This window comes from Clostridium sp. DFI.1.208 (genome assembly GCF_024463855.1).
GTDB lineage: Bacteria > Bacillota_I > Bacilli_A > Erysipelotrichales > Erysipelotrichaceae > Clostridium_AQ.
Genome location: NZ_JANGCA010000021.1, coordinates 46,405 through 69,381, shown reverse-complemented (window position 1 = coordinate 69,381; position 22,977 = coordinate 46,405). Strand labels below are relative to the sequence as shown.

Sequence of the window (22,977 nt, the reverse complement as noted above, 5' to 3'; positions counted from 1 at the left end):
GCTAACAGACCGACGGTTTCTTTGAGGATTCCATATCCAGAATTATGGAATTAAATGAATATGCCACAATATACAGGTGGTAAGTGGCTGTACTTACTATATCATAGGTGAGCGAAAGCAATCCTAAATAATATATAAAGCTTTTATAACAAAGGCTGTTCATTCTATACCTAACCAAGAAGCACGCTTTGTTTTCCCTGCACTCTCTTTATTATCGTATGAAAACACGCATGCGCTTCAGACTTTCAAGCGTGTTTTTTCTCATACGTAAATCACTGCCAATGATTCTCAGCTCACTTCTGTGCTTTCAAATACTTGAGAAGACCGCTGCAGCCTTCCATCACATCTGTAAACGTAGCATCAAAATCACCGGAATACCATGGATCGGCAATCGCCCCCGGACGGCTTGTAAAATCAAGCAGCAGAAAAAGCTTATGCTTTGGATCGCCATGCACGATACGTTCCATATTTCTCATATTTGCGCCATCCATACCGATCAGATAATCATATTTTTTATAATCCGATTCAAGTAGCTGGACAGCCCTGTGATTTCCTACCGGTATTCCTTCTTCACGCAATTTACTGCGTGTTCCATAATGAACCCCGTTTCCAATTTCTTCGCGGCTTGTGCCGGCGGATGAAATATAAAATTGCTCCTGCATTCCTTCTTTTTTCACCAAATCCTTCATTACATATTCCGCCATTGTGGATCGACAAATATTGCCGTGGCATACAAATAATATTTTTATCATACTCTCTCAGCTCCTTATGCCTATGTATTTTATGCAACTACGGGTTTATTCCATCCGGCTGACATTATATGCCTGTCAATTTCATCAGGGATGCCTCCCAGGCACTGCAATATGTGATGTTACTGTCATTGACACCTAGCATCATAAACACGCTTAGCAAGTGCTGTTTTCATCACGAATATTTTTTGCATATGCTAAAACCGCAAAAGAATCTCCTCCTGCGGTTTTTATCAGCTTTCAACTTCCTATTCAGTCATACATCCGAAATGCATATCCGTTTTCCGGTTCGCCTATGGGATATCCCAGGATTTCCTCTGCTCTGCGCTGAAACTGCGCAAACCACGCATCCCATTCCTTTTGAGGAAGCTCTGCGTAAAACTGCAGACCACTTGCCTCCAGCGAAGCCTCAATCAGCTTTCCGTCATAGCCATACCATTGCGGGCAGCCATCACTGAAGCCTCGATAATGCGGCAGCTGTGCAAACATTACCACCAGCTCATTCCATAAGCTTTCCGGTATGGAATAATGTATATTCAGATTATGATTATGTATGTCCATGTATGATTCTTCTCCTTGTTAACATTTACGTAATCGAATGCTACTGTCGCTTATACTGCTTTCTATATCATCATCGCCTCATATTCTCTGACAACCCAGTACAGAATAACGACACTTCCACAGCTGTCATTGAGCAGCTTCAGAGAATGATTCACACGCTGAAGCAGCACGCCTCGTACAGGTTGCGGCCGTATTGATCAAATGCCTTCTGCATCCAGAAAGGAATCGGCGCTTAGGTGGAAGATCACAGCATTTCAGTCATTCATAAAGGGCAAATTGTCAGACGGCGGAGTCAGAAATAACTGTCAGATATCCGGATGTATATGCCTGCTCACAAACACCACTGTGGAAACAGTTCCCGATGACTTGCTTATATACATCACGGGTTTATGGCAATCCACGATTTTCTTTACAGTATCCTTGCGCAAGTGCACAGACGATCGATATGACTGCCAGCATATCGGGTGTAGCATCATCACGAACTTCATACGGTATGCGACGCACATCCATATCCGGATTCCGTGCTGTTTTTCTGGCGCCATGCAGTAGTGGCTTATCTATCGGACAGCCCATACCACCCGTGCTTCGTGAAAGAATTTCATTTGCAGCTACAGCAGTGAAATTTCATGTATCCGAAAACCATGCTTCTCTTTCATATCCGGCCTCCCTGCTACCGTCCATGGTATCATGAAATGCGCAGATTGACAAATCCCTTTCTACAGATTTTTCAGTTTTTCCAATATTTCATCATATTCCTTCTCCAACGCTTCCCGATCAGCTGTCGCGCACATAAGCTGAAGCGCTATCTCACTTCTGCGCATATCCAGAAGCATTCGCTTTGTCGCTATATCCGGATCCCCCCGCTCCTGCTTACTTTTGCGTTGCTTCACACGATCCTGCGGCATGGAAAGCGTATGCTCGCGAAGCTCCCATACCTCAGTTGCGACCTCCCTGATAAATGCCGCATCATGAGATACAAACAAAACACTCCCCTCATAATGCTGCAGCAGTGCTGTAATGCAGCGGATGGAAGGAAGATCGAGATAATTGGTCGGCTCATCCAGAAGCAGAAGATTGCTGGCACCAACCATCAGCTTTGCAAAGCCAAGCCGCATCCGCTCTCCACCGCTTAACACAGCTACCGGCTTTTTTAAATCCTGCTGCTGAAATAATAGCCGGTCTAAAACAGTACGCACGATTGCCTCACATTGCACACTGTCCGCCATGGCATTCTCATATACGCTTTGCTCATCCTTCAAATTTTCAAACTGCTGAAACAGTCTGCCGATTTTCACCTTCGGTGCCTTCCATATTGCCGGATTCCCCTGTACAATCGCATTGAGCAGCGTTGTTTTACCACAGCCGTTTTCTCCGACAAGGGCTACTCTGCTATGATTTTTCATAAAGAAGCGCACATCCTTCAGCACATCGTGATCCCCATAGGAAACACACAGTCCCTCTGCTTTTAACAGCCATTTACCTTTCGGCAAATCCAGAGCCTGTACATCCATCGCAATCGCTTCCTCTTCCTTTATCACCTCTACCCGTTCCAAATGCTCCATGCGGCTTGCAATCGCATCCGCCTGCCGATACATCGCCTTACTAATACCGTCCTTGGACTTTCGCAAAGCGACCTTTCCCCGCATTTTTCGTTCACTGTTTGAAACATTGCGCGGCTTTCGCTTCGCCTTTTGTGCCTGCTTTAATTTCTGTTCATACGCCTTTTGCAGCTGGTGACGCTGCTTCTCGATCGTATCATAGCGATGCTGCAGATATTTTCTCTTTTCCTCTGTTTGCTGAAGATAGCTTTCATAATTACCTTCATATATGTGCAGCCTGCCATCCTTTATTTCAATGATCTGATTACATACCTCCTGAAGTAAGGAGCGCTCATGTGTAACCAGTACAAAGGTATCCATATTCTGCAGAGCCTTCTTCACAAATGCAATTCCCTGCTGATCCAGATTGCTTGTCGGCTCATCCAGAAGATATAGATGACAGGCGGTGCTCAGTACGTTTGACAAACGCAGCCTCTGCTGTTCCCCACCACTGACATGCTTCTGCGCCTGCAGCCGGGAAACCGATAGCTCCTTCATCAGCTTTCCATCTCCATAGGAAACCTCTTGTGACAGCTGTTCAAAATAGGAAAGCGTACAAAAGCGGCGCACAACGCCCTCCTCAACCTCACATGCACCCTGTAATATTCGCAAAAGTGTGGTTTTGCCGCTTCCGTTTGCGCCAATCAACCCAATCCGCTGACCCTGATGAATCTGCCATAACGGTATATGGAGCAGCTCTCTGTCGTGAAATCTTTTTATTACATGCTGTAATTCTAATAGCATAGAATCCCTCCCTGTGGGCGGGTGGATTATCATATATAAAAAATCTATGTCCGATATCTATCTCCTGCATATGGCATGCACCGGAGTATAAGAAAAGAACAGGTCGATAAAAACACTATGATAATATAATCCACAATCCGCAAAACAGTACATACCCTTCGGTATGTCTGATGTTTTTCACGTTTCTGTAAATTAGATTATCAAATTCTCATCGCCGCTGTTCCTCTGTCTTTCTTTATTATTCCTCTTTATTATACGATAGGGCTCTCATACGTCAAGCATTTTTTCCAAGACGGCCCTTGACAGCATGTTCGTCCTGCCATTCCTTACGCACAATGTTTCTTTTTCCCTTTGAAGCATATCCCGTTTTCATCGCCTTTGCTGCATACTCTGCAGGTAACCCCAACTTCTACAAGCAGTGCAGCGTATTTTTCATATTCGTATGTCTACATTACGACGCCTGTTTCTCCTGCAGCTGCAGCCACGCAGCAAAGTCATCCTCACAGGTTTTGTAATCTGATGACCAAAAACGGCTTGAAGCCGCGCCCTTTCGCATGTAATACACGCCGGGAGTCGCATAGAAATCTGGAAACAGCTGCTGCAGCAATTCCTTCTCTCTATCTGTCACTGCCTCATCCAGCGTTACCATATAGATGATACCGCTGTGCTTCTCTTTCCAAGCAGACAGCATGGATCGAACATCCCTGCAGGAGGAACACATGGACTGCGTAAGGACAACAGCAAAGCTGCGCTGCTCCTCTGTCATCTGTTGAATTTTCTGCACAGACGCAGGCTCTACAGCAGCCTGTTGCCGACTGCTGCCGGCACAGCCGCATACAAACAGCATACACACGATGATCATCCATCGATACACCAGCTTCACAGCATCACCTCCTACCCCACATTTTTTCACAAGCGCCGCCGGTATGCAAGCGGCTGCCCGCACTTTACAAACTCTTAACAGTAGCGGATCTGTTCTTTATGGAAAAACATTTCATATACAAGGACAAATTAAGTGAAAAAGATGGTACAATAATAAGATGAAAGCAGGGGTGTATGTATGGAGTTTACCAATGCACAAATCCGGGATTTTGCCGGAAGTGATGAACAATATGAAAAAGCGAAAAGACTGGTGGATGAGCAGCGAATCGTATCTTTGGATATCGATGATTTTTCTTCCAAGGAAATCATCATGGTCAACGCTACCATTAAGGATGGAAAGGACTACCGGGAAGTCAATATGTCCATCGACAAGGATGATGTAACGGTACGCGCATATTTATGCAGCTGTCCACAGCATGGGAAAAACACATTGTCCTGTGAGCACTGTACGGCTGTTTTGATAAAGCTGAATGAGGAGCATGAAAAGAAGCAGAAGGAGACGGATGCACATACCGCAGTTCAGCAGCATGACAGCTATGCCATTTCCCTTATGAATGCTTATGAGGAACAAATCATCTATTCCTCGCTGGCTATGAATCTGAAGCAGGCGATCCACATCGAGCCTGTTTTGGAAATTCGTCAGCGCACCATTCTGGCACTGACGCTGAAGGTGGGAAATGCAAAGCGCTATATCGTGAAGGATATCGCTCAATTTCTGGATGATATTCGCCATAATGTGAAAAAAAGCTATGGTAAGGAGCTGGAATTTCTGCATAACCGTTTAAGCTTTGATGAAGAAAGTCAAAAGCTGATTGACTTTATGCTGCGCCATGAGCATGATGTCCTCTATTTCCAGAACCGCCATGCACTGGAGCGTTGTCCGCAGGCCCGTAACCTGTGTATGACGCCGGATGCGCTCGATGAATTTTTCAAGCTGTATGCCGGAGAGGATGTCATGCATCGTATGAAGGAAAAGATGCTGATCAATATGCGCTTTCTGGATGAGAATCCCAAGCTATCCATGGAGGTGAAAAAACTGGAGGATGACTCCTATGAAATCGCCTTGAGCTCGTTGAACTATCGCATATTTGAAGGCCGCAGCCATGTGTATCTGTTACTGGATCACATTTTGTACCGCTGTGATGCCGATTATTCAAAAACCTGCAGCCGTCTGCTGCAGACATATCTGGAAAAGAAAAAGCCGCTGCTGTTAAGCAGTGACCTCATGCCCACCTTTTATAATAATGTCATTATGAATACCCGCCGGCATATCCCGCTGAGAGGGGTGGATATCTCTGCCTTTGCCCCACTTCCTCTGGAATGCCGTCTGTATATCGATATGCCGAAGCACAATGTGATTTCCGCACGTCTGATGTATTGCTATGGAAATGAGGAATACAATGCATTCAGCACAAGTGCCCTGTCCACCTCCAGAAATTTCAATGATGAAATTGCGACACGGCTTGTCTTTACTCGTTACATGACCCGAATTGATGCAGTGGAAGGCATTGCCTATATCGAGCATTCACAGGACGCCATGTATGAATTTCTGAATCAGGGGCTAAAGGAGCTGGGCAACACCTGCGAGGTATTTGCTACAGATAAATTTAAAAAGCTGCAGATCAAGGAGAGTGTCAATATCTCCATGGGTGTCCGCATTGAAAGTGATTTGCTGGAAATCAATTTTGATACCTACGATTTCCCTGTCAATGAGCTGCAGGAGGTCCTTGCCTCTTATCGTATGAATAAGAAGTATTACCGTATGAAAAACGGCTCCTTTGTCAACATAGAAGACAGTGCACTTCAGGAGCTCAGTGCGATTCTGGATGGTATGCATGTGAGTGAAAAGGAAATCAGCAGCGGTGTGATCAAGGTTCCCAAATATCGTTCCCTGTATATTGACAACAGTCTAAAGGATAGCGATATGATCAAGGTTGATCGAGATTCCTCCTTCAAGGATATCATTCGCGGGATCCGCAATGTGAAGGACAGTGACTTTGCAGTTCCTCCTGCACTGAAATCAACGCTGCGTAATTATCAGAAAACCGGTTTTCGCTGGATGAAAACCATGGCTGCCTATGGCTTCAGCGGAATATTGGCGGATGATATGGGAATCGGTAAAACCCTGCAGGTCATCACGCTGCTTGAGGATGAGCGGCTGCACAGCAAAGACTCCCTGTCGCTGGTCGTATGCCCGTCTTCCCTGATTCTCAACTGGCAAAGTGAAATTGAGAAATTCTCCAAAACGCTGACAAGCATCATCATCAGCGGCTCCAGCGATGAGCGCAAGGTACAGATCCGCAGCTGTAAGGACTATGATGTCGTTATCACCTCCTACGATTATTTAAAGCGGGATATCGAGGCCTACGAGAGTCTTACCTTCCAGTATCAGATCATTGATGAAGCTCAATATATCAAGAACCACAATACCAAGAATGCCATCAGCGTAAAGCAGATACAGGCTCGCCATCGGTTTGCCCTGACCGGAACACCGATTGAAAATTCTCTGGCAGAGCTGTGGAGTATCTTTGATTTCCTCATGCCCGGCTATCTGTATACCTACTCCTATTTCAAGAAGCAATATGAACTACCCATCGTCAAGGAAAACGATATGGGGATGCTAAAGGAGCTGAAACGCATGGTTGAGCCGTTTATCCTGCGGCGTGTGAAGAAGGATGTCCTCAAGGAGCTGCCGGAAAAGGTGGAAAACACCATGCTGATTGAGCTTGATGAAGAAACAAGAAAATTATATATGGCCAATGTATCCCTTATACGGGATGATCTAAACAAGAGCTTTCAGGAAAAAGGCTTCGCAAACAGTAAGATCATGATTCTCAGTATGCTGACAAGACTGCGCCAGCTATGCTGTGATCCCCGTCTTCTGTATGAAAATTATAACGGTATTGGTGCTAAAATCAGTGCCTGCATGGAGTTTATTGAAAATTGCCGGGAATCCGGAAAAAAGGTTCTGCTGTTCTCACAGTTCACATCGCTTCTATCCCTGCTGGAAAAAGAGCTGGTTCGTCAGGACATTCCCTACTATCTGTTGAAGGGAAGCACACCGAAGCTGCAGCGGCAGCAGCTGGTGAACAGCTTTAACAGCGATGATACCCCCATCTTCCTGATTTCTCTGAAAGCGGGCGGTACCGGATTGAATTTGACCAGTGCGGAGGTGGTCATCCACTTTGACCCTTGGTGGAATGTATCCGCCCAAAATCAGGCAACCGATCGGGCCTACCGCATCGGTCAGCACAACAATGTACAAGTTGTTAAGCTGATTGCTAAAGATACCATCGAGGAAAAAATCATGCAGCTGCAAAGTCTGAAGCAGGATCTCAGCGATTCCATCATTCATAACAATGAGGGAATCATCACCAGCATGAGCAAGGAGGAGCTAATGAATCTGTTTTGATGCTCATATATCCCCTTGGTGAAGGTATGCACAGAAGAAAGCCTAGTATATCTGGAGATTTCGTTGTTGTTGCATACATCAGCAATGAAATGACGCTTGCAGAGCCAAAGGACAGCTATCAGTCCGCAACAAACGTTTTGTTAGATTTCAGCTAAATTTCAAGCCGCTCTCTTTTTTGACCGCACTGTATAGCGCAGTGTGAAGCTTCCATATAGTATAATAGGACGCAGATCGTTGGAAGCTCTTTCCATGTACTGCGTCTTTTTCTTTCCCCTGCCTTACGGTAACGCAAAGGACCTGTCAAAGCCGTCAGCATCCAAAACCACCTCGTTTGCGGAAGAATAAGCATGAGAAAAGGAATAACGTATGAAGCATATGTCAATTCTTATCCTGCTAGCTAGGAAGCAAAAGCAGGCTTTCTTCTGTTTCCTTTTCGTTAGATATCTCAGGTTATTCGCTTCTACAGCTTCCTTATCAAATACAAGGAAGACAAACCGCCTTCCTTCATCTCTTGATAGCTTCATCATACACCAAGGAAATCAGCAGTTTTTGATAATAGGCTGTGGCTTGGTGTACTGCTTTTCTCTTGCAATCACCAATCCATTTGTAATCCGTTTCTGTCTGTTTTCATGGTATACAGCCTGTTAATAGATACAGCCGGCAAGCAGACGATATCATAGCAATGCTCTGTTTCCTCTTTTTTGTACTTTTTTCGACATTTTTCGCATAGCTTACAAACAGGTGATCCCAACATGAAAAAAGAGCTTTTATTTCCGCAGGATTGTGATGGTGAACAATACCTGCGCCGTCTGATTGATGCCTATCCTTATGATATTGAGGAAGCAAGAGTATTTGCCCTGCTTACCACACAGCCGCATCCCAGTCCTTATCTGCTAGAATTTCTGACATATGCCGCAAGCCTTTCAAAATTTCGTCTCTGCAGCAGTGAAGCAGCACTGAATCCCTCTTTGGATTCGCTGTTTCAAAGCATGAGCATCCTGAAACAAATGGACAGCAGCCTGTTGCATATGCAGCCCTTTGGATTTGATGCAACCCTGCAGCTGAGCGTCTGTGAGGTATCTCACCCCTATGCCCATCTTCCTCTGGAACAAATTCCTTTTATTTCCCGGGTACAGCTTCATCATGTACCACAGTTCCAGCAGCCGGATGCCGCAAATATTTCCATAGAACGTGCCTCCTCCTTCATCTACCGTGACATCAGTATGGATGCAAATGCGTTTTTTGCAATGAGCATTGCGATTGCGGATAAAAAGGGTATTGTTTATCTGTCCCGCGAGTGTGTTCAGCTGGGGGTCTGTCTCGCCGCCCTGTATCCGCTCACCAATTTGTCCCTGCGACAGGACTTTATTCTCATTTTCGCCTTATCCTCAGGGAAAGATCAGGCCTGTTATTATTACGATGAAACGAATCAGATTACCATCGGTCTGGTCAGCGGAACCCAGCGCATGCATCATATACGTTATCTCAAGGATATGCTGCAGACGCTTTACAACGCAATCTGTATGGAGAAGCACGACCTGCCGATTCACGCCTCAATGCTTCAGGTACATGCCAACAATACAAAAAAAGGACTGGTTTTCGCAGGAGAAAGCGGAACCGGGAAAAGTGAGCTGCTTGATGCCTGCCTTCGTACCTGTGAACAGAAGGGACTTCTGGCTGCTCCTGTGTACGATGATCATGGAACCCTGCATTATCTGGATGAGGAAATCGTCAGTACAGGGGGAGAAATCGGCGCTTTGAAAAACATCACGCATTCCTGTATCACCTCAGTTTTTTCCACCTTTTCCGACAGTATATTTCTCACACAGGAAAATCAGGAGCTGTATCAGATTCTTCCGCTCACCCAGCCGATGCAGACACTGCAGTTTCACAAGGTTACGCATTTGTTCTATCTGGACAATGTCAGCGATGAATACGGCTATCGCCGACTGGATACTCTCGATGAATGCCTGGATCTGTTTCGCAAGGGTCCCTGTCGCAAAAATGGGCAGCTGATTTCCTCCTATTTCATCAATCCTCTTGGCTGTGCACAGAACAAGCCCGTATGTGATGCGCTCCTGCGCGACTTCTTCACCATCCTCTATTTGCAGGATATTCCAATCTACGTCCTGTATACAAGAAGGGCGGAAAATAATACGCAGCTCTATGAGGAATACGCAGCCTCAATTTTGCGTGAAATCCTTGGAAATGATTGCGAAAATGAAGACGAACCGCTATACTTATAGTAGCTGCACGTCAGGAGGTAGTACATGGAAACAAAGGAAATCATAGACGCGCTCCAGATAAAACGTTCTCTGATCCGCATATCGCATGAAATCATCGAGCATAACCGCGGTGTAGAGGATATTGTCTTAATCGGTATCAAAACAAGAGGAGAAATTCTAGCCGGACGGCTGGCAGATATTATATGCAATGTGGAGGATGTCAGAGTTCCCTGCTTTGCACTGGATGTATCGCATTGGAGGGATGATCGAGAACAGCCCTATCCCCTGCCAATGGAATCTCTGCCGGTAAAGGATAAGAAAGTCATTCTAGTGGACGATGTACTCTTCAAGGGAAGAACCGTGCGGGCTGCGATGGATGCGATCATGCACTATGGAAGAGCCAGGGAAATCCAGCTCGCTGTTCTGGTGGACCGCGGGCATCGTGAGCTTCCCATTCGCGCTGACTATATAGGGAAAAATATCCCCAGCTCCCTGAGTGAGGTCATTCGGGTCAGAGTCAGTGAAATTGACGGAAACGACGGCGTTTATATAAGCAAGTGAGGTAGACAAATGGATAAGACATACGTATTGAATTTTGCTTCAAAACTGTTGGGAACGGACTCTCCGACCGGCTATACAAAAAAGGCGATTGATTTTGTAGCCGATGAGGCAGCAGCTCTGGGCTATCAGACAAAACGAAACAACAAGGGGAATCTTCTGATTTATGTGAAGGGCTCCAGCAGTGAAAAAACGATTGGCTTCTGTGCGCACTGCGACACTCTGGGACTGATGGTGCGCTCCATCAAAAGCAATGGGATGCTGGCAGTGACCAATATCGGCGGGCCGATTATTCCGACACTGGATGGAGAATACTGCCGCATTCATACAAGAGATGGAAGCGTCTATACAGGTACTGTACTTTCCTGCTCTCCCGCATCCCATGTATATAAGGATGCGTCCACCAGAAAGCGTGAAATCGATGAGATGGAAATTCGTATCGACGAGGTTGTGAAGACGAAGGAGGATGTAGAAGCACTCGGCATCTGCAACGGTGATTTTGTGGCTATCGACCCAAAGGTTCAGATTACAGAAAGCGGTTTTATCAAATCCCGCTTCCTGGATGACAAAATCAGTGCCAGTGCCCTGATGGGGGTTCTCCAGCATATAAAGGAGCATAGCATAACCCCTGCATATGATCTCATTTTCATGATGAGTACGTATGAGGAGGTCGGTCACGGCATGTCCCACATACCGGAATGCATCAGTGAGCTGATCGCTGTGGATATGGGATGTATCGGTCTTGATCTGGCATGCAGTGAGCAGGATGTATCCATCTGTGCAAAGGATTCCAGCGGGCCATATGATTATGAAATGACCAGTCGGCTGATCGAGCTGGCAAAGCAAGAGAACCTGCGCTATGCAGTTGATATATATCCGATGTATGGCAGTGATGTCAGTGCAGCCCTGCGCGGCGGCTGTGATATACGCGGTGCACTGATCGGTCCGGGTGTACATGCATCTCATGGTATGGAGCGAACGCATTATGACGGTGTGGAAAACACCATGAAGCTGATTCTGGCATATATATCCTAGCATCTCAGATTTTTTTCAGAATTGACGGTTCTGAAGAAAATCTTTTTTTATATACTCGACATACCGTCTGCTTCCGTTGCATATAGTTGAAAGAGGTGAACCTATGCTGTTTCATACATTTCTATTTGTTTTTCTGGCGGAGATGGCGGACAAAACCCAGCTCATGATTATGGCGCTGACAAACCGCTACTCTGTAAAAACCGTAATTGCCGGTATGATACTCGGTGTCCTTGCCATCAGTGGTGTGTCGGTATTGGCCGGTGATCTGATTGGTGATCTGATTCCCATGCGTCTGATCAAGCTGGCGGCTAGTGCCATGTTTCTGTTTTTCGGTTTGATGAATCTTCGCTGCAGTGCCAAGGAAGAGGCAGGGCATCATTTTGCATTAAAAATCCCCGTAGTGTCAATCGCCTTTACCTTTGTTATCGCAGAGCTGGGTGATAAAACGCAGCTAGCAACCGTTGCACTTGCCGCAGATCACATGAGCGAGCATTTCCCGATTTTCCTCGGCGCCTCGCTGGGGCTGATTATGGCGAATATTCTCGGTATCTTTGCAGGCAAGCTGATTTTCTCTCATCTGCGTGAGGATACGGTCAAGGTGGGAAGCTCCTTCATCTTTTTCCTCTTTGGCTCGCTTACCTTGTTTGAAGCCATTCCCGGAAACAATTTAATATTCATCGGCTACAGCACAGTGCTTATGCTATGCGCCTACGCTATTTTCACAGCCTCCCGCCGGCGTGTGGATTCCCGCGGATAACATGCCTTGCACATTGCTTTATCACGAACGCTGTTTGATTGCCCATAGCACTGTTTGCTTTTATCGCAACAGGTATCCCTGCGTTTTCTTTGCAGAAGGGATGCCTGTTTTATCCTATCCTCTGTCTGTCTGTGTGGTTTCCTGAAATAAGCTTTGTAAAACTGTGCATTTCCTGTATAGATGGGATATAATATGGGTATTGTCTAAAGGAGGAAAGAAGGTAGATACTTATGAATGAATGGTCTTTAGATGTTTTATACAAGGGATACGATGATGAAGCCTTTCGCAACGACTTCAAAAAAATGGATACGCTGATTCAGCGCTGTACACAGGCAGCCGACCAGCTGAGCCACACGGACGAAACAGCAGCTCTGCATAGCATGCTATCCCTGCTGGAGGAATTTCACACACTTGCTGATCGTGTCGGACACTTTATCTCTTTGAAGCAGTCCACAAATACATCTGATGGAAGGACGGTTTCGCTGATGAATCAGTTTTCACAGAAATTCAGCGGCATCACGAAAGCAAATGCAAGGTTTAACCGCTACGTGGCAGAAATTGAGGATCTGGATGCGTGTATCGAACAGGATGCACTGCTAAAGGAATACAGCTATCTGCTGCACACCATAAAAGAGGACAGCAAATATCTGCTCAGTGATGATGTTGAGGATGTATTATCCAAAATGAATATCAGCGGTGGTGAGGCTTGGGCTAATCTGCAGGAATATCTGACCAGTATCGTAGAGGTGGACTATAAGAAGGAAGCCACCACGCTTTCTCAGATACGCAATATGGCCTATGACAGCGATCCGCAGGTCCGTAAGAGTGCCTATGAGGCAGAATTGAAGGCCTATGATAAAATACGCGATGCTGTTGCCTTTTCCTTAAACAGCATCAAGGCACAGGTTTTGACAGAATGTGATCTGCGCGGATTTGCTTCTCCACTTGCCATGACACTGCACAATGCGCACATGAAGCAGGAAACGCTGGATGCACTACTGCATACCATGCAATCCTATATGCCGAAATTTCATGCCTATCTCAAACGCAAGGCAGAGCTTCTCGGATATAAGAACGGTCTGCCATGGTATGAGCTCTTTGCGCCACTCGGTGAGGAAACAAAAACCTATCGTGTAGAGGAGGCAAAGGAATACCTGTTGAAGCATTTCCGTCCCTTCGCAGAGGATATGGCAGATATGATGGAGCGTGCTTTTGACGAAAGCTGGATCGATTTCTTCCCACGCAAAGGAAAGGTCGGCGGTGCCTTCTGTGCTAATTTAAGCGGCGTTAAGCAGAGCCGTGTTCTGACGAACTATGATGGTGCGCTTGGTGATATCGTTACACTTGCCCATGAGCTGGGACATGCCTATCACGGAATGATGATTGAGAATCATCGTCCTCTGAATACCGATTATTCCATGCCGGTTGCGGAAACAGCTTCCACATTCAATGAAAATATCATTATGAATGCCGCAATCGAGGAGGCAAAGGGTCAGGAAAAAATCACATTGATTGAAAATCAGCTACAGGATTTGACGCAGGTTATCTGTGATATCTATTCCCGCTTCCTGTTTGAAAAGACAGTATTTGAAAAGCGCAAAGACAGCTTTATGTTTGCGGATGAGCTGGAAGCCATCATGATCGAAACACAGAAGCAGGCATATGGTGACGGTCTGGACCCTGACTATCTGCATCCGTATATGTGGATTTGTAAATCTCATTATTATTCCAGCGGCTTGAGCTTTTACAACTTCCCTTATGCATTCGGTGCCCTGTTCGCACGCGGGCTGATTGTAAAATATCAACAGGAAAAGGATGCCTTCGTTCCAAAATACCGCGAGCTCTTAAAAGCAACAACCATATCCAGTGTCGAGGATGTCGCAGCGATGGCTGATATCGATCTGTGTGATGAAGCATTCTGGACAAGCTGTCTGGATACATGCGCACAGCGTATTGATGAATTTCTGGAGCTGACCAAATAGAACAGAAAAAGCAATATCCGTAAGAAAATTCCACGGGCATTGCTTTTCTCTCTATGCACACAAAATACCTGTAACAGTGCTGGCATGCCGGAAAATCTGAGTAGCCCGCAAGGGCTTCCTTAAACAGTGTTTCACTGCCCGCCTCTGTACCGGCTGATTGCGGATTTGCTTCTTCAATGCCCGCTTGCATAGTGTTGCTCTTTGGTATCCATGCAGTATGGGTTGAAATATGCAGATGCTCCCGGTTTGCTGTTATTTGATGATAAAAAAACCATGTTCTGGGAGAAACATGGTTTTTTTAAAGAAAAAGGATTAAAGTAAGGCCGGCTGGTAACAGCCTTACCATTATGGTATTGCAGATAGTAATTATGATAGTTAAATTGGTCTTTTATCTGCAATGTTATTATATAACTGTTAAAATAGTAAATTCTTGTTATCTTTAGCAATTATTTGCAGTTTCCTTTTTTTTCCTATTTATCGTCAAAGGAATTCTTATACATCTTCGGGGTAACTCCGGTATACTTCTTAAAGATCTTCGTGAAGTAATTCTGCCCCTGAAATCCGACCTCATAAGCGATTTCCTTGATTCGCTTACCGCTTTTCAGCAGCTCCTTGCTCGCTTCAACCCGCCGCTCACTGACAAGCTCCGTAAAGGTTTTGTGCAGAGAATTGTTCAAGAGCTTACTCAGATAGAACGGGGATATCTGCAGGGCATCTGCCATGTCCCCCAGCGTAATCTGTTTACGGTAATTGGCATCGATATAGCGGACAGCCTGACGTACCAGCTGATTGGTATTGCGAAAACGCTCTTCAACGATGGGATCATACAGCCGATGCATCTGCATATGAAGATACAAAGGAACCTCCTGATGAATATTCGTACTGATTTGCAGTGGTGCGATTGCAATCTTTTGCAGATCGATATGTGCATATTCCCTTTGCAGGGTATCGCGCAGTTTTTCAAACAGGTCGGCCACCTCCTGAACAATTTGCTTACGCTCATGGGGAATCAGTGTCAGACAGAGCTGATGGACTGCCTTTTTAAGCCCCTCCTCATCCATTTTCTGAAAGATGGACACAAATTGTGCGACAATCTTATCCAGATCGATATCAGCTCTGCAGGCATTGTTACTGTCTTGCAGCAGCTGAAAGCAAAGCGGCTCCTGCGCGCCGATGCGATCTCTTGCCATCTGAAAGGAATGGTGAAACAGTGCGATATCATTCACAATCGGACCGATACCAAAAGCAAAGCTGTCCGACTGCAATGCAGTGATATAGTCTTCCAGCTGCTGTAACTCTTCCTGTCCGATCGCCCGCTCCGCCAGAATGTAAAAGATCTGCAGCTCATGAAACAGCTCCTTCAGGCAGCGAAAGCCCAGCTGTATGAAGCCTGTGGCTACCTTTTCCATGTAGGCTTGATCGTAATGGGAGGAACGGATGATAAAGCAGAAGCCGCTGCAAATGCGCGGGCTGAGCAGTCTCAGATTTTTGCGCAGTACCAGCTCATCCTCATTCGATAGAATGGCAAACAGGCATTCGTTTTCCACCACCGGTGTAATTCTTTCTATTTTTTCCAGCAAATCGCTCTGGTGCCTTTTTTCATCCTGCTTCTGCTGTAGGTGCTCCATTGTTTTCTGAAGGGCATCCCTTAGGTGATCAATCGTATACGGCTTTAAGATGAAATCCTCTACCCCAAGGCGAATCGCCTCCTGTGCATATTCAAAATAATTGTAAGAGGACAAAATCAGAAATTCCACCTCCTGACGGGTTTGCCGAATGCGGCGAATCACCTCCAGACCATTGATTCCGGGAATGTTGATGTCAGCAAGTACGATGTCTGGATGATGTGCTTCAAACAGCGTCAGCGCTTCTTTTCCATTTTTTGCAGCATACAGCTCCTGACATTCCGGAAATCCCTCCTGAATGATTTTATACAGCGTTTCCCGCTCAATCTGCTCATCCTCGATGATCATGATTTTATACATATCCATTCTCCTTCAAATCAATCTGTATATTGATTTCAAACCCGCAATCCTCCAGACTGTTGACAATTATGCGCACGGCGTCACCATAGAAGGCCTTCAGACGCCTTGTAACATTATAAAGTCCCAGATGAGAGCGTTCATCGCTGCTCATGCGAAAATCGTTCAGAATGAGCTTCTCCAGCTCATCCGCAGGCATACCGGCACCATTGTCACTAACGGAAATCATAAGTTCATTATTGAGGCGGCTCACCTCGATGACCACCTCTCCATCCTCGATGGTGTCCTGTAGGCCGTGCGATACCGCATTTTCCACAAGCGGCTGCAGAACCATAGAGGGCATAGGAATATCCGGCAGTTTCTCCTCGATATCCATCAGAAAGCGAATTCTGTCTCCATAGCGCTTTTCCTGTATATAATTATAATTGCGGATTGCTTTTATTTCCTTTTTCAAAGAGCTGATCTTGCTTGCATTATCCAGCCCGTAGCGAAGCAGCTGACTCGTCTTCTCCATCAGCTCGCTGGTCTCATAGGCTCCCTCGCTGTACGCCTTTTTATAAATCATATTCAGTGTATTGAACAGGAAATGCGGGTTGATTTGATTTTGTAAAATGCGCAGCTCGCTTTGGGCAAGCAGCTCATCCTTGCGCAGGTTATCGTTTTGCTGTTCCAAAACCCTACGCTCCAGTCTTGCTTTTTCATTTTCATACTGGATATTTTTTTCAATACTATCCGCCATATCCTCCAGCGCAAGACAGAGTACATTCATTTCCTTATTCGTATTGGAAATCTGCGTGAGGTCATATGCTCCCTTTTTGATACGGTTCATATTGTTGATAACCTTTTCCAGAGGATCGGTTATGGATTTGATGGTGGATATGGAAAAATAGATCATCCACACGATCAGATAGAGGATAAAGAACAGTGACACCAGCTGCATCGTTTTTTGATTGCTGTTGACCGCCGCTTTTTGCAGCTGCATATCCTGAGTCGCTAGACCATAATATTCACTTGCTGTTTTATTGATCAGATCATAATCATACAGCAGCTCCTGATACTTTGCACTGAACTCCTTTTCCTGCTGCAGATCGGAGGCGATTACAAGCTCTGCCTGTGCCATATAGCCGTCGACCATATTGTTCAGTAATTCAAAGCGCCAGACATGATCCTGATTTTTCAAACTCGTCTTCACCTTTTCCACATTCCGCTGCAAAACGGAGCGATATCTATGAAAATCCTTATAATTCTGATCATCCGGAGAATACAGGTATACCTGTAAAGCATCATTGAGATTCTTCATATTGTCATAAAACTGATTGAGCTCATTATAGGTGGTATAGGTGGAATTGTATTTCTTTATCGTTCGATCATTGATGAGCACATAGGTCGTACAGACTAACACCATCACCACGATCAGCATCAGATTGTAATTCATGATTTTGCTGCGAAAGCTCTTCGATTTATTCCACATGCATTTTCTCCTTCTGCAGCGTGGATGCATACGTTTTCAGATTCTTCCTGTTGACAAGCATGAGATAGGAAGGAATCCGCTCCTTCTTTGGCCGTATTCCCTTTGTGACATAGTCATATAGTATATGCACGGATTCGTATCCGTACTGATAAAAGGATGTCACAATACTTCCTTCCACCTTTCCCTTGCGTATCAGCTCCAGCGTTTCCTTCATGTCATCAACACCATATACAAGGATCTGATCGTGATTGTTCATATACTCGCTGGCATCCACAAAACCGATTGCATTCTCACCAGCCAGATTGATGGAAACATTCATACCGGTATCCTTTTGCAGTACCTTGACCCACTCGTTACGGGAGGTGAGCTGATCACTGCGCGATTCACTTTTTGCGACAATTTCAAAACCACCGGGATGTTGTGCAAAAACAGCTTCAATGGAGGCAATCTGATCCTTTGCAAGGTCAAAGCTTAAATCGCTGACCTGTATGCCGATGCGAAGCCTTTTATTCTTCCCCAGCTTCTCCTCGATATCAGCTAACAGAAGTCTTGCCTGCTCATCGAAATCCTTGCTGATTGTCGTTAAAGGCCTGCTTCCCTCAACCGGAGAATCCACCAGTACAAAGGGGATATCCTTATCATTTCCCTTCTGAATCAGCTCCTTGCTGATGACACCCTGTGTGATGATACCATCCGCCTTTTTTAAAAGACCTGTATTGATGACATCCACCATATCATTCGTAGATATTTTAATAGGACCCTTCCAGTCGCAATGCACCTCCAGCTCGGTACAGGCATCCTGCATCCCCTCTCTGGCCTTCTGCCAGAGCGTGTGCGTGGATAACGGTGTGGCAAACAGAAAGTACTGTGAGGATTTTTTCTCCTCTGCCGGCTCCGCTGTACTACAGCCACTGCATAGTATCAGACAAAGGCATAATTGTAACAGACTCTTTTTTCTCATTCTCATCCCTGCTCTCATGGAATCATTCTATCATATCACAGACAAATTGAAAACGCGTGAAAAATAAAAAAAATGATTCTTGAAAGGGATCATAAGAATCATTTCTTTATACAAAATTATCAGTCACAGAGACGATCCTCATATCGCTCCATCAGTGAAGAACCGCTGAACTGCATTCATGTCCGGGGTTTACTGCGGCTGTTTTCTTCTCTGATAACATTGTGATTAAGCGGCATAGCTGCCGACTACAGTACATAGTATACAGTATCAAATATAAAATATCTTGTCATTTTTAGCAATATCTTGTCATGTGCTCAATTCCGTAATATCATAACGGTTTCCACCGGCATGCTTTGCACGATACATCGCTTCATCCGCCTTTTGAAATATCTCATCATACCTGCATACATGATCACTCATACATACACCAATACTGGCACTCAATACCTGCTTGTTCTCGATTCTTGTGTTTACCAGACGATCTAAAAGCTCATCCAAACGCTCATGCAGATAAGGCAGGGAAAGAATATTCTTCATAAATACACAAAATTCATCACCGCCGATACGTCCGATGAAGTCACTGCTGCGCAGAACCTCCTTCACAACCTTTACAACATGCAGAAGGACCTGGTCACCAACCAAATGGCCGAAGGTATCATTGATGCTTTTGAATTTATCAATGTCGATAACGAGCAGACAGATATACTGATCCTGATGCATTGCCTCAAGCTCAGCACTTACATGTGCCCGGAATGCCGTTTTATTCATGACATTCGTAAACTCCTCAATTTCCGAACGGCGCTCCAGCTCTCTGTTTTTCTTTAAAATCTGATTGCGCTCATAGAGCAGCTGCTCCATATCTATTTTCAATAAAAGCGTATTCTTCATATTGTTGTGTGTTGCAGACAGCTCCAGCTGCCGTATTTCATAATACTCCTGCAGTGCCGTTAAGCGCTCCTGCTCATTGCAGAAGCTGTTTGCATAAAGAACCTGGCATTCCTTCAGCTCAGAATGCTTTTGATATTCGGGATAATCCTGCAAAATCTGATACAGCTTATCCAGCACCTGCGAGGATAGCTGCTGCTCCTGAAACTGTATGCAGACCTTACATACCTTGATAAGATTTTTAAAGGTATGCAGACGATCCTGCTCACTGTCGGCAATAGCCAGCAGGATAGTAACCTCTTTCTTCACGCTTGTTATATCCTGTTGGTATGCAGCGCGCAGTACCTGATACAGCTGATAATCATTATCGACGGTAGCGTCATCAAAGCGCTTGTGGTATTCACGATACCAGGTGAGCCAGTGGGTGTAGGTTTCCTCATTTCTCAGAAACACGCTGATTCCCAGCAGATTGATGATATTATAGCCGTCATTTATCATGAGGTCGTCAAAGCCATTGATTCCTCGCTCTGTAATCGCCTTTTCAAAATATTCCTCTGCTATTTCATAATACCCCAGATCAAGGAATAAAACGCCAAGATTATTCAGAATGATATACAGGTAGCCCAGCTCCTGATGATCGAATGCAATATAATAGGCCTTCAGCATGTATTCCACTGACATGATTTCATCACCGATGGTTGCACTCACCATACCCGCCACATTGTAACACATCATTTGAAAAAACGGATAGGGTGATTCCTCGCCGATGCGGATTCCCTCCTGCAAATACGTCATAGAGGTCTCGTATTGTCCTTTATTGAAGTAGTAGTTCCCCAGGAAATAACAGGCAATAATTTCATAATGCGCGCTCTTGAGCTGTATACTGAGATCGTATAGCTGTGTCGCACAATGAAAAATCCCTTCAAAATCACGAAGGACTCTATATTCCTCAATCTCTGTGTATAGATTTTTCAACGTATCTGTATTCATCATAGCAACATCATACCACATTCATACCGTTTTTTAAACACTCTTCCGTCCTTGAGTGTCTATAAATGCGGATTTTATACAATACAATCAGTTCTCAGGCAGTACATTTCAGGTCTTCATAGCCCCGTAAGCATTGCATGAGAAAGCCGCAGTTCGCACATATCAATGCAGGAAAAATAGCGGCTAACAGGCAGCTTCTATCTGTCATTTTGATATAGTCCCAGTTTACCATGCATATGTAGACAGCTTGCATCCGCCCTGCCGATGACTGCTGCTCACGAAGTATATTGGTTTTCTGCAATGCTTCTCCTCTGTTTCTAAAAGTCCTGAGATAAACAAGCTTCACCGTAAAACAGTATCACGGATCCCGGAAGCAGTGGAACCTGTCAGCAAAAGTGTGCACAGCTCTTGCACCCCTGTTGAAAGAGAAAAAAACCGGATATATTTCTGAAATCCGGTTTCTTATGCTTGATTTAGTCTACAGCCTTTTTTACAAGTGCAAGAACGTCTTCTGCTGTTGCCTGACGCAGAGCCTCTTCTGCAAGACCCTCCATTTCCTTCTTGCTCAGGTTTGTAACCATCTTGCGAGCCTTCAGAATCTGTGTAGCAGACATGGAGAATTCATCCAGTCCAAGACCGAGAAGTACAGGTACTGCATACTCTTCACCAGCCATTGCTCCACACATACCAGCCCATTTGCCTTCCTTGTGTGCTCCATCAATCGTCATTTTTATCAGACGCAGAATTGATGGATTATATGGCTGATACAGATAGGATACCTTCTCATTCATACGGTCAGCTGCCATGGAGTACTGAATCAAATCGTTTGTACCAATGGAGAAGAAGTCTGCTTCCTTCGCAAAGTTATCTGCATTTACTGCAGCAGCAGGAATCTCTACCATCATACCTACTTCGATTTTATCTGCAACCTTAACACCTTCTGCAATCAGTTTTTCTCTTTCTTCTTCAAAGATTGCCTTACCCTGACGGAATTCATCAACCGTAGCAATCATCGGGAACATAATGCACAGTCTTCCGTAAACAGAAGCACGAATCAGTGCACGCAGCTGTGTGCGGAAGATTTCTGTTCTGTCAAGACACAGACGAATTGCACGATATCCCAGGAACGGGTTCATTTCAGGATCGAATGTGAAGTAAGGAAGCTTCTTGTCACCACCGATATCCAGTGTACGTACGACAACACGGCGTCCTCCCATACCTTCCAGAACTGCTTTATAAGCTTCAAACTGCTCATCCTCTGTAGGGAAATGATCAGAGTGCATATACAGGAATTCTGTACGATACAGACCGATACCTTCACCACCATTATTCAATACACCCTCTACATCATCCGGTGTACCGATATTTCCGGCAAGTTCAACCTCATGTCCGTCTGTTGTGATGGATTTTGCATCCTTTAATACCTTCAGTGCTTCTTTTTCTTCCATATAAGCAGCACGTTTTCCTTCATATTCCTTGATTTCCTCAGCAGTTGGATTCAGAAGTACAACACCATCCAATGCATCCAGAATTACTGTATCTCCATTGCTTGCGGCATCCAGAACACCACTGCAGCCTACAACTGCAGGAATCTCCAGAGAGTTTGCCATAATAGCAGAGTGGCTTGTCTTACCACCGATATTCGTCGCAAAGCCCTTTGCATATTCATTCAGCTGTGCTGTATCAGAAGGTGTCAGGTCATGCGCAATAATTACAGAATCCTCGTTGATTGCACTCAGATCAGGAATTGTCAGACCCAGCAGATTACATTTCAAACGGAATGTAACATCCTTAACATCAGCTGCTCTTTCTTTAAAGTATTCGTTATCCATGGATTCAAACATGGCAACCATCATATTCGCAACTTCATTGGTTGCAAACTCTGCATTTACTTTGTCGTTTTCAATCATTGAGATAATCTGGCTTGCCAGCTCAGGATCCCCAGCCATCATCAGATGAGCATCAAATACAGCCAGCTCTTCCGGTGCCAGACGTTTTGCGGCACGTTCCTTGATACCTTCAATATCGGATTTCGTTTTTTCCAAAGCAGCGTTAAATTTCGCTACCTCTTCTGCAGGTGTTGCTTCTGTCTTAACAATCTCGAAGCTCGGTGTTTCCAGCTTGTAAACCTTTGCAATCGCAATCCCTGCGGATGCTGCAATACCTTTTAACATAAGTATGTCCT

The 22,977-nt window shown here is 45.1% G+C and carries 16 protein-coding genes; 6 read left to right on the top strand and 10 right to left on the bottom strand.

Translation table 11 applies throughout. The features are described 5' to 3' along the window. Nucleotides 1-293: 293 nt before the first annotated feature. The 5 genes from NE665_RS12350 to NE665_RS12330 form a co-directional block, all read right to left on the bottom strand. A complete protein-coding gene (locus NE665_RS12350; RefSeq protein WP_117443530.1) occupies nucleotides 294-752 on the bottom strand; it encodes a low molecular weight protein-tyrosine-phosphatase in 459 nt (152 codons plus the stop codon). A gap of 249 nt (nucleotides 753-1,001) precedes the next feature. Further along, nucleotides 1,002-1,310: a hypothetical protein gene (locus NE665_RS12345; protein WP_117443531.1), complete on the bottom strand. Its 309-nt coding sequence runs from the start codon at nucleotides 1,308-1,310 to the stop codon at nucleotides 1,002-1,004. Between the two features lie 387 nt (nucleotides 1,311-1,697). Continuing rightward, nucleotides 1,698-1,883, bottom strand: coding sequence for a hypothetical protein (locus tag NE665_RS12340; protein ID WP_117443532.1), 186 nt, complete (start codon nucleotides 1,881-1,883; stop codon nucleotides 1,698-1,700). Nucleotides 1,884-2,026: 143 nt separating this feature from the next. Continuing rightward, complete coding sequence (gene abc-f, locus NE665_RS12335) at nucleotides 2,027-3,652, bottom strand: ribosomal protection-like ABC-F family protein (RefSeq protein ID WP_117443533.1); 1,626 nt, start codon at nucleotides 3,650-3,652, stop codon at nucleotides 2,027-2,029. 451 nt (nucleotides 3,653-4,103) lie between these two features. Next, nucleotides 4,104-4,535: a hypothetical protein gene (locus tag NE665_RS12330; RefSeq protein WP_117443534.1), complete on the bottom strand. Its 432-nt coding sequence runs from the start codon at nucleotides 4,533-4,535 to the stop codon at nucleotides 4,104-4,106. A gap of 177 nt (nucleotides 4,536-4,712) precedes the next feature. Between NE665_RS12330 and NE665_RS12325 the strand changes: the two genes are divergently transcribed. From NE665_RS12325 to NE665_RS12300, 6 genes are all read left to right on the top strand, one after another. Beyond that, entirely contained in the window at nucleotides 4,713-7,946 is a 3,234-nt protein-coding gene (locus NE665_RS12325) for an SNF2 helicase associated domain-containing protein (RefSeq protein ID WP_117443535.1), read from the top strand. 752 nt (nucleotides 7,947-8,698) lie between these two features. Then, entirely contained in the window at nucleotides 8,699-10,192 is a 1,494-nt protein-coding gene (locus NE665_RS12320) for a hypothetical protein (protein ID WP_117443536.1), read from the top strand. A gap of 24 nt (nucleotides 10,193-10,216) precedes the next feature. After that, nucleotides 10,217-10,732, top strand: a complete 516-nt coding sequence (gene pyrR, locus NE665_RS12315; RefSeq protein WP_117443537.1) for a bifunctional pyr operon transcriptional regulator/uracil phosphoribosyltransferase PyrR — start codon at nucleotides 10,217-10,219, stop codon at nucleotides 10,730-10,732. Nucleotides 10,733-10,741: 9 nt separating this feature from the next. After that, nucleotides 10,742-11,764, top strand: a complete 1,023-nt coding sequence (locus NE665_RS12310) for a M42 family metallopeptidase (protein ID WP_117443538.1) — start codon at nucleotides 10,742-10,744, stop codon at nucleotides 11,762-11,764. Nucleotides 11,765-11,867: 103 nt separating this feature from the next. Next, entirely contained in the window at nucleotides 11,868-12,521 is a 654-nt protein-coding gene (locus tag NE665_RS12305) for a TMEM165/GDT1 family protein (RefSeq protein WP_117443539.1), read from the top strand. Between the two features lie 230 nt (nucleotides 12,522-12,751). Further along, entirely contained in the window at nucleotides 12,752-14,503 is a 1,752-nt protein-coding gene (locus NE665_RS12300; RefSeq protein WP_117443540.1) for a M3 family oligoendopeptidase, read from the top strand. A 470-nt stretch (nucleotides 14,504-14,973) separates the two neighbouring features. Here NE665_RS12300 and NE665_RS12295 read toward each other — a convergent pair whose 3' ends face one another. From NE665_RS12295 to ptsP, 5 genes are all read right to left on the bottom strand, one after another. After that, the gene (locus tag NE665_RS12295) at nucleotides 14,974-16,488 is read right to left on the bottom strand and encodes a response regulator (protein WP_117443541.1); all 1,515 of its coding nucleotides are present in this window, start codon (nucleotides 16,486-16,488) and stop codon (nucleotides 14,974-14,976) included. Further along, entirely contained in the window at nucleotides 16,481-17,956 is a 1,476-nt protein-coding gene (locus NE665_RS12290) for a sensor histidine kinase (RefSeq protein WP_117443542.1), read from the bottom strand. The genes NE665_RS12295 and NE665_RS12290 overlap by 8 nt, the downstream gene beginning before the upstream one ends. Further along, on the bottom strand, nucleotides 17,946-18,917 hold the full coding sequence (locus tag NE665_RS12285) for a substrate-binding domain-containing protein (protein WP_117443543.1): 972 nt from the start codon (nucleotides 18,915-18,917) through the stop codon (nucleotides 17,946-17,948). The genes NE665_RS12290 and NE665_RS12285 overlap by 11 nt, the downstream gene beginning before the upstream one ends. Before the next feature lie 306 nt (nucleotides 18,918-19,223). Then, nucleotides 19,224-20,795, bottom strand: coding sequence for a GGDEF domain-containing protein (locus tag NE665_RS12280; protein WP_233104716.1), 1,572 nt, complete (start codon nucleotides 20,793-20,795; stop codon nucleotides 19,224-19,226). Between the two features lie 470 nt (nucleotides 20,796-21,265). After that, nucleotides 21,266-22,966 (bottom strand): phosphoenolpyruvate--protein phosphotransferase, encoded by a 1,701-nt coding sequence (ptsP, locus tag NE665_RS12275; protein WP_117443545.1) that lies wholly within the window; start codon nucleotides 22,964-22,966, stop codon nucleotides 21,266-21,268. Nucleotides 22,967-22,977: the final 11 nt, after the last annotated feature.